12 protein-coding genes, 1 tRNA gene and 1 other RNA gene are annotated in these 13857 nt (G+C 36.6%); 4 read left to right on the top strand and 10 right to left on the bottom strand.

The window, feature by feature from the left end:
* Positions 1-18: 18 nt before the first annotated feature.
* Complete coding sequence (locus tag SIB53_RS01185; protein WP_413678416.1) at positions 19-1128, bottom strand: PIN/TRAM domain-containing protein; 1110 nt, start codon at positions 1126-1128, stop codon at positions 19-21.
* Positions 1129-1236: 108 nt separating this feature from the next.
* Here SIB53_RS01185 and hemW point away from each other — a divergent pair, with 108 nt between their 5' ends.
* A complete protein-coding gene (hemW, locus tag SIB53_RS01180) occupies positions 1237-2469 on the top strand; it encodes a radical SAM family heme chaperone HemW (RefSeq protein WP_413678415.1) in 1233 nt (410 codons plus the stop codon).
* On the opposite strand, the gene panB is transcribed toward hemW, so the two are convergent.
* Complete coding sequence (panB, locus tag SIB53_RS01175) at positions 2423-3226, bottom strand: 3-methyl-2-oxobutanoate hydroxymethyltransferase (protein ID WP_413678414.1); 804 nt, start codon at positions 3224-3226, stop codon at positions 2423-2425. The two genes, hemW and panB, sit on opposite strands and share 47 nt — an antisense overlap.
* A 42-nt stretch (positions 3227-3268) precedes the next feature.
* Between panB and ffs the strand changes: the two genes are divergently transcribed.
* An RNA gene (ffs, locus tag SIB53_RS01170) (signal recognition particle sRNA small type) lies at positions 3269-3365 on the top strand.
* Positions 3366-3389: 24 nt separating this feature from the next.
* On the opposite strand, the gene ftsZ is transcribed toward ffs, so the two are convergent.
* From ftsZ to SIB53_RS01140, 6 genes are all read right to left on the bottom strand, one after another.
* Positions 3390-4487, bottom strand: coding sequence for a cell division protein FtsZ (gene ftsZ / locus SIB53_RS01165; protein WP_413678413.1), 1098 nt, complete (start codon positions 4485-4487; stop codon positions 3390-3392).
* Positions 4488-4656: 169 nt separating this feature from the next.
* On the bottom strand, positions 4657-5487 hold the full coding sequence (locus SIB53_RS01160) for a cell division protein FtsQ/DivIB (RefSeq protein WP_413678412.1): 831 nt from the start codon (positions 5485-5487) through the stop codon (positions 4657-4659).
* The gene (locus SIB53_RS01155) at positions 5475-5885 is read right to left on the bottom strand and encodes a hypothetical protein (protein ID WP_413678411.1); all 411 of its coding nucleotides are present in this window, start codon (positions 5883-5885) and stop codon (positions 5475-5477) included. The genes SIB53_RS01160 and SIB53_RS01155 overlap by 13 nt, the downstream gene beginning before the upstream one ends.
* 36 nt (positions 5886-5921) lie before the next feature.
* Positions 5922-6983, bottom strand: a complete 1062-nt coding sequence (locus tag SIB53_RS01150) for a D-alanine--D-alanine ligase family protein (protein WP_413678410.1) — start codon at positions 6981-6983, stop codon at positions 5922-5924.
* Positions 6984-7036: 53 nt separating this feature from the next.
* Complete coding sequence (gene miaB, locus SIB53_RS01145; RefSeq protein WP_413678409.1) at positions 7037-8428, bottom strand: tRNA (N6-isopentenyl adenosine(37)-C2)-methylthiotransferase MiaB; 1392 nt, start codon at positions 8426-8428, stop codon at positions 7037-7039.
* A gap of 62 nt (positions 8429-8490) precedes the next feature.
* Positions 8491-8563: transfer RNA gene (locus SIB53_RS01140), tRNA-His, on the bottom strand.
* Between the two features lie 204 nt (positions 8564-8767).
* On the opposite strand from SIB53_RS01140, the gene SIB53_RS01135 reads away from it, so the two are divergent.
* Both SIB53_RS01135 and SIB53_RS01130 read left to right on the top strand, forming a co-directional pair.
* Positions 8768-10087, top strand: coding sequence for an amidohydrolase family protein (locus SIB53_RS01135; protein WP_413678408.1), 1320 nt, complete (start codon positions 8768-8770; stop codon positions 10085-10087).
* Positions 10080-11432 (top strand): FAD-binding oxidoreductase, encoded by a 1353-nt coding sequence (locus SIB53_RS01130; RefSeq protein WP_413678407.1) that lies wholly within the window; start codon positions 10080-10082, stop codon positions 11430-11432. The genes SIB53_RS01135 and SIB53_RS01130 overlap by 8 nt, the downstream gene beginning before the upstream one ends.
* Before the next feature lie 25 nt (positions 11433-11457).
* Here the strand turns inward: SIB53_RS01130 and SIB53_RS01125 are convergent, their stop codons facing one another.
* On the bottom strand, positions 11458-12696 hold the full coding sequence (locus SIB53_RS01125; protein WP_413678406.1) for a bifunctional folylpolyglutamate synthase/dihydrofolate synthase: 1239 nt from the start codon (positions 12694-12696) through the stop codon (positions 11458-11460).
* A complete protein-coding gene (locus SIB53_RS01120) occupies positions 12675-13856 on the bottom strand; it encodes an aspartate aminotransferase family protein (RefSeq protein ID WP_413678405.1) in 1182 nt (393 codons plus the stop codon). The genes SIB53_RS01125 and SIB53_RS01120 overlap by 22 nt, the downstream gene beginning before the upstream one ends.
* Position 13857: the final 1 nt, after the last annotated feature.

The raw sequence follows: 13857 nt of genomic DNA, 5'->3' as shown, positions 1-13857 counted from the left end.
ATTCGAGCCTAGCTAGATCTAGCCTTGAGATGCTTTTGTTTTTTCAAATTTGTTCGGGGGCTGATCATTTGAAGCTTTACTAAAAACCATTCGGCCCGTCGGTGTTTGTAATGCTCCAGTCACAACTACTTCTATTCTTTTACCGATCCATTGGAAACCCTCCTCAATAACTACCATTGTGCCATCTTCAAGATAGGCAATACCTTGTGAGTTTTCCTTACCTTCTCTAACTACTTTTAAATTTAACTTCTCACCAGGTTGAACTTCAGGCCTCACCGCTAGTACTAGATCACTTAAGTTAAGAACTTTTATTTCTTGTACTAAAGCTACCTGAGATAAGTTGTAATCGACAGTGATTAATATTCCTGAAATATCTGAGGTTAATTTTAAAAGGATTTCATCAGTCCCTTCTCCTTCATATTTTGTACTATTGATAACTAATCTTCTTCCATAACTTTCTCTTAATTGGTTAAGCAATTTTAGTCCTCTCCTCCCTTTCCCTCGTTTTTCATTGTTACTTGAGTCAGCTAGTTTTTGTAGCTCATCCATAACTGATTGGGCTACGATTATTTGCCCTTCTATTAGTCCAAATTTAAGTAGAGCTTGAATGCGGCCATCAATTATTACGCTGGTATCTAACACTTTCGCACTGGCTGGAGTTAGGATCCCATCTGCCACCAACAAAGATTCAGTGCTATTGGGATTGAAAAGACGTAAAACGGTTCGACCATGAACATCGGCAAGGTTATATCCAAGTACTCCAAAAAAAATGTTACTAAGAACAGCAAAAATAGGCTTTACAAAAAATAATTCAGCGGGTAATGGTAAAAGAAGAACAGGTACTAATAAAAGGGTTGCTATTAAAAGTCCAAGAACTATGCCAACGGATCTACTTACTAGTAAATCTGTTGGCATAGTTCTTACTCTTTTGGTTAATTTATTTCTGAATTGCTGAAAAAGGAAGGCTATTAAAAGACCAACAAGAGCGGTTAATCCTGATAGAGCAATTTTTAAATTTTTTAGATTAGTAATATTATCTAAAGTCTCCTCAGGTAACCAATTCACTCCTATCCATCCGGTGATTGCACCTGATATGAGAAATAAAACCAGAATAACTAAGTCTGCCATGTATTCAGGTTATGCTCGCTTCTTGATTTTTACTAGAGCTTTATTTATTTTCAAAGATTTGGATTGTAAAAGTGACCATTTATTTGGGTTTGTATATCTAGAGATCAAATGGTAGCCCCACCAAGAAGTGCATATTTGCATATACCTTTTTGCCATAAAAGATGTTTTTACTGTGACTTTTCTATTATCCCTTTAGGTAATAGCGCTCAAGCACCTGGTAGTCCAGGGGTGTCTTCTATAAACTCATATTTGGATTTACTTCATAGAGAGATTTCAATTGCCCCCATTGGTCCTGCATTATCAACCATCTATTTAGGCGGTGGAACACCCTCAATATTGAAAAAAAATGAGGTTGGTGATTTATTGAAAAATCTTCAAAGAAAATTTGGATTTCAAGATGGTGCGGAGATAACTATGGAGGTTGATCCAGCAACATTTTTTGAAAATGATTTGAATGAATACATAGAAATAGGAATCAATAGATTTAGCCTGGGAGGTCAAGCATTTGATGACAGTACTTTGGCCTCAATTGGTAGAAAACATAATCGATCACAATTAATTGAGGCTTGTAATTGGCTGAATAACTTATTTAAAAAAGGAATGTTAACAAGCTGGAGCCTTGATTTGATTCAAAATCTTCCAGGATCGAACTTGTCTAAGTGGATTAAAGAGTTGGAACAAGCAGTTGCTACTGAAGCCCCTCATTTGTCAATTTATGATTTAACTATCGAACCAGAAACTGTTTTTGGAAGATTATATAAAAAAGGTAAGTTAAACATTCCAATTGAATCTGAAGCTATAAAAATAGATTTTCAAACCAATAGATTTTTGAAAAATAAGGGTTTCTCTAGGTACGAGATTTCAAGTTATTCATTGCCTGGACATGCCTCTAGACATAATCGTGTGTATTGGAGTGGTTCTGGTTGGTGGGGCTTTGGGATGGGGGCAACAAGTGCTCCTTGGGGGGAGAGATTTTCTCGACCCAGAACAATTGCTGGTTATAAAAAATGGATTAATGAGCAAGAGAGTCAAATATCAGAGAAAACCTTGTCTAGTGAAAAGTCAAAACCGATGCCATTTGATGAACTACTGATGATTGGTTTAAGAAGACGTGAAGGTGTTCATTTGGAGGAACTTGCTAAAAATTGTGGATGGACGCAAGAAGAATGCGATAAGAATTTAAAATTACTGGAAAAATTTTGGCTAAATTCTTTAAACGAAGGATCTCTATTAAGAAACAATGGAAGGTATTTTTTAAGTGATCCCAGGGGGATGCAAATTAGCAATCAGATTTTTATTCAGATGTTTTTATGGTGGGATTCACTTTATCGAGATCAGTAGAATTAATCCATTCTTTTAGGACATCGATGAAAAGTTCTCGTCCTGAAAGTAAAGGCTTTGCAAAAGGAGGCTGTGCAATTGAAAGGCCAAGAATATCAGCTGTAACTCTTACCTGCCCATCGCAATCACTGCCTGCTCCAATGCCAATTACAGGAATATCTAACTTATTTTTTAATTTGCTGGCAATTTCTCCTGGGATATGTTCTAGAACTATTGCAAAACACCCTGAGTCTTGAAGCATTTTTGAATCCATGAAAATTTTTTCTTGACTATCTTTATCCCTGGCTTGTGATTTATATCCAAGTTGATGAACTGATTGTGGCGTTAGACCAAGATGCCCCATTACTGGTATTCCCATTCTAATAAGTCTTTTAATTACCAATAAAGTCTCAGGCTCGGCTCCTTCAAGTTTCACTGCTGAAGCAGAGGAATTTTTTAGGAGAGTTCCAGCAGCTTCAACCGCCTTATCTTCTCCACATTGATAACTTAAAAAAGGGAGATCACATACTACTAAAGGTTGTTCTAAAAGAGGTTTGCAAAAACCTCTACAAACAGCCTGCGTGTGATGAAGCATTTGATCAAGTGTTACCGGAAGTGTCGTCGCATGACCCAATACAACCATTCCAAGTGAATCTCCCACTAGAACAACATCAGCTCCTGCGGCTTCTACTATTGAGGAAGAAATAGCATCCCAAGCAGTTAATACAGTTATCTGTTTGCCTAACTTTTTAAAACGAACCAATTCTGTGGTTTGCATTTAATTCTTAATAACGTGTTTAGCTGTTGCTAGAATATTAGTGACTCGGCCCCATGCGGCTGTGACGCTCAAACCTGGTCAGGACCGGAAGGTAGCAGCCATACGGGATGCTCAAAGCAGGCGTGGATTCCGGGTCACCTTAATACATGTAAGTTGAGAAGTCTTAACGATTTTGTCTTAGACGTAAAAACTCAGGTATTGAAGCCCCGGCTTCTCTGATTTCAGATTGTTCGTAAAGTGATTGAGGAGAAAGTCTTGCTCTATTTCTTTCATTTGAATAAATTTGATTACTGTCGAATCCTGTAGCAATCACGGTTACCTGAATCTCCCCCTCAAGTTTTTCATCAACAACTGTACCTACAATTATGTTTGCTTCTGGATCTACTACATCGGAGATAACTTCAGAAGCAGATGTCATATCTTCAAGAGTCATATCTTTCCCTCCGGTTATATTTATCACACATCCTTTCGCTCCATCTATTCGAGCTGCTTCTAGGAGAGGACTATTAATTGCTGCTTGAGCTGCTTCCAAAGCTCTTGATCTTCCAGAGCCTAAACCAATCCCTAAAAGTGCAGTACCAGCTTCCGTCATAACAGAACGCACATCAGCAAAATCTACATTCACCAATCCTGGACAAGTGATTATGTCGCTTATTCCTTGAACTCCTTTCATGAGAACATCATCAGCGCTTCTAAAGGCTTCTTGCAAAGGTGCCCCTGAAATTACATCTTTTAGTCTGTCGTTTGGAATGACAATTAACGTATCAACATTCTCTGCAAGCCTTGCGATACCTTCATCAGCTTGTCTTAAACGACGTTTTCCTTCAAAACTGAATGGCTTAGTAACTATCCCTACTGTCAAAGCACCACTTTCTTTAGCAACTTGAGCAACGACAGGGGCTGCTCCAGTCCCTGTACCTCCTCCCATACCAGCTGCAATAAATACTAAGTCGACTCCCTCTAGGGCTTGTTGAAGATCAGCTCTTGATTCCTCTGCTGCCTTTTGACCAATACTTGGATTACCGCCTGCCCCAAGACCTCTAGTTAAGCTTTGACCAAGCTGAACTCTATGAGTAGCTGATGACTGGATAAGAGCTTGAGCGTCTGTATTGAGTACTCGATACGTGACTCCATCAAGATCACTATTGATCATTCGGTTGACGGCATTACTTCCACCGCCTCCTACGCCAATAACCTCAATACGTGCAGATTGACTGGGCAGGATCCCTTCATCCATGTTGAAACTAGATTTGTTTCCCATTCCCATCACCATATTCAGGATTAGAACTCGTTTTGGGCATTATGAACATCATCCATGAATTCTGTTGGCTTAAAGGTTCAAATTGATTAACAAATTAATTTCCCTGATTGAGCATGAATTGCAATAAATATGTCAAGAATTTCTAAAAAGTCAAGTCATAGCAAGGTATTTACCTTTTTTCGTTCAGTGTTTTTTCTATTTTTAATTCTGGTTTGGTTGGATCTTTAAGATCCACGATTTTTACTTTTGTGTTGATTAAAAGATTTGGTAATGATTTTTGTAGCTGGTTGAGTTTATTAATTTGCTCTTTTAAACGATCAGTTCCTGATCCTAAAAGGACTAAATCAAAGTGCTTGGTTTTTAGGCTGATTTCCTGAAGCGGATCTATTTTTATTTTTTGAAGAGGGCTTTGAAAAATAAATCTATTTTTAATTATTAAAATAATTTCTTTTTTTTTATTTAGATTCCAATTTTCTATAGATAATTTTATTTTATTTTGCTTTGCCTTATTTACAAATTGAATAGGTATCCACGATCCTTCAATATCAATCATTCCTTTTTCAATATTGCTTGAGAGAACACGACTAGCAAAAGCTATTGGCTCTCTTTCTAAAATATTTAGATGAACTTCGGGAGGAAAAAACTTTCTACTCACTGAAACTCCTTTTATAGGAAGCTTTTTTATTAAATACGATTCAATTTCTTTTGGATTTAATTCCAACAAATTTCTTGGAAAAAAAATACTAGTTGTTTGTTTGATATCTTGATTTGATATTCCAGATAGGCCTGAGATTTTAGTTTGATCAAAATTTATTGGTTTCCAAGCTTGGTTTAAAAATGTAAGAATCAGAAAAATTGAAGTGCTTGAAAAAAAAATTAATTGCCAAAGTTCAATTAGAAAATTTTTATTCTGAAAAATATTTGAGACTTTTATCGTTGAGATTCGATTTTTATTATTTAATTTTCTGTTTTTTCTATTATTTGATTTCAAAGGTCGCATCTTGCTCTGGACATAAGTTTGTCCATCCATTGCCGAGCACGCTCAGCATCTGAAAAAGGCACATCGATTTCTTTCCCTGAGCCCACAAGCCTGAGTCGGCAACGTCCTTCAGATTCTTTAGTTAAAGGAGCTTCACCTGAACTGAGAGCCATTAGCTCAACCATTTCTAATTTCTTAACTTCGAAAGTTGCTTGCTCCTTGAAGCTGCCAGCCTCAAAGCTGCTCCAGCATAAAATGCCAGCTTTTAATCGAGCAGCCCCTGTCCCATCAAGCTTGGCGAGCTCCGAACCTTTAGCCCAAATCAAATAGAGATTCTGTCGCCTTCTTTCTATCCAGCCAAGGGAAGCTATGAGAATAAAAGCCATCAATAATGGCAACCAAAGGAGACCGTGAATCATTTTTTGAAAAAGAGATCTAAAAATGTCATGGTTAATTCATTCTTTAGCTATTTCTATGAGACTAGCAACAAGTTTTTCCAGTTTTAATCCAGAAGCTTCCCACAGCGTTGGATACATGCTTGTTTTAGTGAATCCTGGCAAGGTATTAACTTCATTTATATAAATCTGTTGAGTGCTCTCTTGGTAAAAAAAATCGACTCTGGCCAAACCATAAGCATTAATAGCTTTAGATGCCTCGATTGCTAGCTTTTGTACCTTATTAACTATCTCTATGTTCAAATCAGCTGGGATAATTGTACTGCTAAGATTCTCATCATATTTGGATTCATATGTATACCAATCAGTTTGAAATTTAACTTCTCCAACAACTGATGTTTTCATTATGGACTTTCCTAATACTCCACATTCAAGTTCTCTTCCATCAATATTTTTTTCTATTATAATTCTCCTATCATATTTTGCTGCAATTTCTATTCCAGTAATTAGTGCTTGTTTTGAATATGCTTTGGTTATGCCAATTGAAGATCCTAGGTTGGCTGGCTTTACAAAACAGGGATAGTTTATTACTTTTTCTATTTTATCAAAAACGGACTGCATAAATAATTTATCTAATAAATTCTCTTTGTGTAAATAAATATATGGAGCTTGAGGTAGGTTAAATGATTTAAAAATTGATTTCATTGCTATTTTATCCATACCTAAAGATGAACCAAGAGTCCCTGATCCAACAAAAGGCTTTCCTGTTAATTTAAATAATCCCTGAATAACTCCATCTTCCCCATTTGGACCATGTAATGCGGGAAACCATACATCAACTTTGTTACTTTCTTTTGGCAAGTTAATCAGTTTATTTGTAGGATTCTTATCAATTTTTATGGTTTTAGTTGATTCTTTTTCTTCCAGTAAAATTGACTTTGAGTATTTTGAATCTTCCCAAAAACCATACTTGTTGATATATATTGGATTTACCTTAAATCGATCGCGATTATAAGAATGAGAAAAAGCATTGTAAATAGTTTGAGCTGATTTTATAGAAACTTCATGTTCACTTGAATTTCCACCAAACACTAGTCCTATCGTTGTTTTTTTATTCAACATGACTATTTTATTCTGTATGTCTTATAAGGTAATTTTTTTGAATTAATTAACATTTATGAAAAGCTTCCAGTTAATGAAAATGGACGAATTTCATTGATTTTTATTGTCACTATTTCTCCGGGTTGATGTGATTTGCTATCTATTCTGTGCCTTGGGAAAAAGGTTAGTCGATTTGTTCTTGTCCTTCCCATTAATTGGGAATTATCTTTAGAATTTATATTCTCTATGAGGATCTCCTGTAATGAGTCTTTATATCTTAAATTTCTTTCTTTTGCGGTCTTTTCCACTAAGTTATTAATTTCTCTTAGCCTATCAATTTTTATTGTTTCAGGTAATTGATTAGGCCATAAAGCAGCTGGCGTATTTGGTCTGGGAGAATATGCTGCAGTATTGACAAGATCAAATTTAACATCCTTTATAAGTGATAGTGTCTCTTCGAATTCATCCTTCGTTTCTCCTGGAAAAGCTACAATTGCATCAGAAGTAATAGATGAATCAGGCATTATTTGTTTTATGTAATCTATAATCTCTTTATAGGTTTGAATAGTATATCCACGACCCATGTTTTTGAGTACTTTATTACTTCCACTTTGGAATGGGATATGAAAGTGTTCACAAACTTTAGGAAGTTTTGCGCATACATCTATTAACTCTTTCGTAAAATACCTTGGATGACTTGTGGCAAATCTAATACGCTCAATTCCTTCAATATCATGAATATATTCTAATAAATATGAAAGTGTTAATTGTCCAGATTTATTAAACTCATAAGCTTTAAAGTCTCTGCCATAAGCATCTATATTTTGCCCTAAAAGGGTTATTTCTTTGTATCCAATGCTCGCTAACTCTTCTATTTCATGTTTAATAGCTTGCGGTGTTCTTGATTGCTCTTTGCCTCTAACCGAGGGGACTACGCAATAAGTGCACCGCTCATTGCATCCATATATAATGTTGACCCAACCGCAGATGGAGCTCTCTCTTCTTGCTGTAGCTATGTCTTCGTATATGTGCTGTTCATCAGTCGCTAAAACCTGATGACCGTTATCAACTTGATTAAGAAGAGTCTCTAATCGATTTGCATGCTGAGGCCCCATTACAAGATCTATTTCAGGAACTCTTCTTAATAGGGCTTCACCTTCTTGTTGAGCTAAGCATCCTGCAATAATAATTTTTAAATGAGGATCTGATTTTTTTCTTATAGCTTGCCTTCCTAAATAGCTATAAACTTTTTGTTCAGCATTATCACGAATAGTACATGTGTTGTAGAGAATTAAATCCGCTTTTAGTTCCTCCTCTGCAAGCTGATATCCCATTGTTTGCAAAATGCCTGACATTCTTTCTGAATCAGCCTTATTCATTTGACATCCAAAAGTGGTAATCCAATAGCTTCCTCTGTTGGTGCTTAAAGATGTGTTTTGTTTATTAGGAGCTATGGATGCTGTCATCGCAGGTTTATTTTTTCCTTGGAAAACAAGATTTTTGAGATTGAGTCCAAAAAATGTTCAAGGGCGAGCGAGGGGATTCGAACCCCCGAATAGCGGCGCCACAAGCCGCTGCCTTAACCACTTGGCGACGCCCGCCTTGTGCTTTTAATTTACCAATGATTTGTCATTTTGAGATTTCAAAATGATTTTGGTAAAAAATTTAGCTTAATAACATTGTAGATAGTAAGGATTAAATTTTAACTTTTTATATTTTGATCACAACGCAATTGATAGGTATTGAAGTTACTGTGTAATTAGAACCGGGATTGATAAAAGCTCGGGATTGAAATCTATTCAAAAGTGAATTTCGCAAAAAATGTTGAATTGATTGCAAGTCCTCCAAGGTCTGGGCGCATAGATGTTCTTGTCCCAAGATGTTTGATTGGCAATGGAAAGGATGTATTAGGAACATCAATTAATCAAGAAGGCTTGTCCTTTGCTCAAATTGAGTGGAGGGATGGAACGATTACCTCAATTAAGGGGATAAAGGAAACATCTAAAGTTCCTGAGGAAATTCTTCTGCCAAGATTTGCCGAACCTCATGCACACATAGATAAAGCATTTTCATGGTCCCGTTCATCCAATTTGCAGGGTACTTACCCACAAGCTTTGGCTGCGAATCTAAGTGAATATGAATTGAGGTCCAAAGATGAATTAATTTTCAGCGTTGAAAAGTCTCTCAATCTAGCTCTTGTTAATGGGATTAGGGCAATTAGATCCCATATTGACAGTTTTGGAAAAACTGCAATGAGAGATTGGGATCTTTTGGAGGATGTTAGAAAAAAATGGGAAGAAAAAATTTTCTTGCAGTTTGTTGCTTTGGTTCCATTGGACTTTTGGCAAACTGATGAAGGAAGTCTTTTAGCTCAAAGAGTTGCTTCCAATGGAGATCTTTTAGGTGGAGTATTAGCTCCTCCTTTTAATAAGAGGAAGGCTTTTAAGTCTTTATTACATCTAGTGCAACTCGCAAATAGACTTAATTGTGATATTGATCTACATATGGATGAGTCTCAGTCTTGCTCTGCTGGAGGATTGAAATTACTTCTAGAAGTATTAGGTCAAGTTAAAAATGAGATATCAATAACTTGTAGTCATTTAAGCAGCATGGGTTTGTTAAAAGAAAAAGCGATTTCAGGTTTGGCCAAAAGAATGGCTAAAAACAAGTTAAAAGTCGTTGCTTTGCCACTAACTAATTCTTGGCTTCTTGGAAGAAAAGGTCGCTTTACTTTAACTAAAAGACCACTGGCTCCAATATTTCAACTTCAACAGGCTGGAGTTGTTGTATCTGTTGGAGGTGACAATGTCAATGATGCCTGGTTTCCTTTATCTAATTTTGATCCAATAAATCTAATGGCTCTTTCCATGCCAATTGCTCATTTATCCCCTTGGGATAGATTGGGCCTTTCTCCGTTTACCTCGTCTGCTGCACAAGTTCTTAACCTTCAATGGGATGGCCTTTTTCAAGAGGGAAGTCCTGCCGATTTTGTTTTGTTAGCTTCAAATAGTTGGGTAAAAGCTTTGTCTGATAGACCTAATCGAAGGGTAATCGTTAATGGTGAATTCTTGAATGAATTGCCTAAAACAAAAAATCAACATTCACAAAAGATGAGTCATGACTAATAAAGAGAAAATAGAGTCGCTTTTAAGTGAACTAAAATCAATTTCTGATCTAGAGATCTATCAAAAAACTACTGATTTAAAGAGGTTCTCTAAAGATTTCTTTGATTATTCGCCAATATTGATCAATGAATTAAAAGATTGCGTGGCTGACATAGTCGTTAGACCACTTTCTGTAGATGCAATTGTTGTTGTGGCTCAAATTTGTAATAAGTATTCAACTCCTATGACCCTTAGAGGCTCTGGAACAGGGAACTATGGGCAGTGTGTTCCTCTTGAAGGTGGAGTTGTTATGGTTATGTCTGGTCTTAAGAAAATTAGAAATTTTGATTCAAAATCAGGTGAAATCACAGTGGAATCTGGTTGTTTGCTTAGAGATATTAATGATGAGTTGATTAAGCATGGTCGTCAGTTGAGGTTGCTTCCAAGTACATGGAGAAGTGCCTCGATTGGTGGCTTTATCGCTGGTGGTTCAGGTGGAATAGGATCTGTTCGTTGGGGATTCCTGCGAGATCCTGGTCATTTGCAATCCTTAGAAATAATAACAACTGAGGATTCACCAAGAAAACTTGAATTGAACGCAAATCATTCAGAGGCTTTGAATCATGCTTATGGAACTAACGGGATTATTACTGCATTGAAATTATCTACTGCTCCATATATTAAATGGCAACAAATAGTTGTCGACTGTTTTGATTGGGAACAGGCTGTCGACTTATTGAGCAAAATTAATTGCGCTGCACTGGAGATTTATTTGGGAACCCTGCTAGAAAAAGAAATTGTTAATTGTCTTCCAGATTGGTCTGGTAAATCCTCCGGTAAACATAGGATTTTACTGTTGGTCTCACTTGATGGTGTTAGTACCATTGAGCGACTTGCGAAATCCGCTGGTGCAGATTTTGTTGATTTAGGTCCAGAAAATCTTAAGGCAGGCACAGGCCTTCGAGAGCTTTCTTGGAACCATACGACTTTACATATGCGTGGCATTGATCCTAATTGGACATATTTGCAAATGCTTCTTCCTCAGCCTGAGTTAGAAATGATGAAAAATTTGAAATCCGAGTGGAGATCAAATCTTTTATGGCATTTGGAATGTGTTCGTCAAAATGGAGTTCAAAGATTAGCTTCACTTCCTCTTGTTAAGTGGCAAGGTGAAGAAGCTATGAATCAATTAATCAGTCAATGCAGAGACCTTGGTGCAGTGATTTTTAATCCGCATACAATCACTGTTGAAGATGGAGGTCTAGGTGTGATTGATTCTGATCAAGTGCAAGCTAAGAGTAACTTTGATCCAAAAGGGATTCTCAATCCAGGTAAACTGAAAGGGTGGAATCTAAAAGTCAATTGATTTAATTGCTATTGTTTTAAACAATTTAACTTTTCAATATTTTCCTTTGAAAAAGGTCACCTATTAAATATAGCGATCCTGAAATAATTGGTGGTGGAGATGGCCATCTATGTTGTTTTTTAAGTGTTGATAAAACTTCTTCTACACTAAATGCTTCTTTGATTTGGTGTTTATATTCAGGGCAAAAACTTAAAATTTGATCTTTTGACCAGCTTTGTTGGCCAGGGACAGGAACTATCCAAGCTAAATCTTTCTCTCTGACTAGTTTATGCAAAATGCCTATCATGTCTTTTCTTTTTTGAATCCCTAGTATCCAAATAATTCCACTTTCTTGATTAGTCCATGTGTCCCTTTCAATTGATAATTGATTAGCCGCATGAGGATTATGTGCACCATCGACAACTATGGGCATCCCTTCCCATTTTGTTGCTTGAAGTCTTCCAGGCCATTTAGCAAGAGATAAGCCTTCTCGAAGTTGTCCTTCAGAAATATTCCAGCCAATATTTTTTAAGGATTCAATAACCCCTTTGGCTACAGCTGCATTTTCTTTCTGTATTACTCCTGATAGGCCGAGTTCCCAGTCTGATGCAATTGGATCTACCCAATGAATGACTGCTTGTTTTCTCTTGGCAGTCTCTTCTAAAACTCTTTTTACAATATTGTCTTGAGTAGCTGTAATGACAGTGCTCTTTGTCGTTATTACAGCTGCTTTCTCAATAGCTACTTTTTCTAGACTACTGCCTAAGTATTCACAATGATCAAGCCCAATAGCTCCAAATGCAATAATAGGTCTATATTGATGCGCGGTTGTTGCATCAAGTCTACCCCCAAGCCCTACTTCAAGGATAAGAAGTTCAACTTCCCTTAAAGTAAAATATTTAAGTGCTATTGCAATTACATATTCAAAAGGAGTCAAGCTATATTTTTTTGCAATTGGAGAAAGAGACAGGCTTAATGATTTAAATTCCTCTTTTGATATTGGAGTCTTGTTGATACATATTCTCTCAACCCAATCAACCAAATGGGGAGAAGTGGTAACCCCAGTTTTGATGTTTACTAAGCTAAGAACACTATTAATAAAAGCGCCAATAGAGCCTTTCCCATTTGTTCCTGCTATGTGAATAGCAGGTTTTTTTTTGCAGGGATCTCCCATGGCATTAATAGCCAATGACATACGATCTATGCCCAGATTCATATCTTTATATTCTTTGCTCTTGCTTTCAGAAATGAAATTCGATTGTGCTATGAAAGTTTCATCAGACATTTGTCTAGTCTCGATAAAAGCTCGTTGATTTCTTTTTTTGTAATAGTCAGAGGAGGGACTATTCTTAATACTTTTACACCAGCTGATACTAGAAGTAGTTTCTCTTCTAAGGCGGATTTGACAATATCAAGAGATGTTGTTTTGATATTGTCTTTTATAACGAGACCTTGAATAAGCCCAACGCCTCTAGTGGAAATAAAAATGTCTGAATATTTATTTGAAAGCTTAATTAATCCTTCTTTTAATTGAGCTCCTCTCTCAGTGACTTTATTTAGGAGGTCTCTTTTTTGTATTTCTTTCCCAACGGTTAGAGCTGCTCTGCAAGCGAAAGGATTCCCTCCAAAAGTGCTGGCATGATCACCGGGCTGAAAAACATCAGCCAATTGATTAACCAATAACGCTCCAATGGCATGACCTCCACCAAGCCCTTTGGCTAGTGTGAAAACATCAGGTTCAATACCTAGTTGTTCATATCCCCAAAGAGTACCTGTCCTCCCCATTCCAGTTTGGACTTCATCAAATATCAATAAAACATTGCTGTGAGTACATTTTTTTCTTAAGAGCTCAAAAAATGATTTTTTTCCAATATTTATTCCTCCCTCACCTTGTATAGGTTCAATAAATACAGCTGCAATTTGTGGACCTGTTCTTTCTAAAGTATCAAATAGATTTTCAAAAGATTCACTGTCATTATAAGAAAAAAACTGAAATCCCTGAACCATTGGCTCGAAACCTTTGTGGTATTTCGTTTGGCCTGTCGCACTGACAGCGGCAAGTGTTCTTCCGTGAAAGCTTTCCTTTGAGCAAAGAATGACTGGGTTGTCGATATTACGTTCAATATGCCCATATTTTCTTGCCAATTTAATTGCAGCTTCGTTTGCTTCAGCACCGCTATTGCAAAAAAATACACTCTTGGCAAAACTTTGTGAAGTTAACCATTGAGCTAATTCTTCTTGCTCTGGTATTCCGTAAAGGTTAGATACGTGTTGAAGTTTTTTTAATTGTTTTGATAAGGATTTGATTAATGCTTTATCACTGTGGCCTAGTGAACATGTTGCAATTCCAGCTACAGCATCAAGATATTTTCGGCCTTTTTTATCCCACACCCATGAGCCTTTACCCCTAATGAGATCTAAGGGAAAACGATTGTAAGTTTTCATC

Source organism: Prochlorococcus sp. MIT 0916 (assembly GCF_047305155.1).
GTDB lineage: Bacteria > Cyanobacteriota > Cyanobacteriia > PCC-6307 > Cyanobiaceae > Prochlorococcus_B.
The sequence above is the reverse complement of the archived record's forward strand: the minus strand, read 5'-3'. Positions and strand labels throughout refer to the sequence as shown.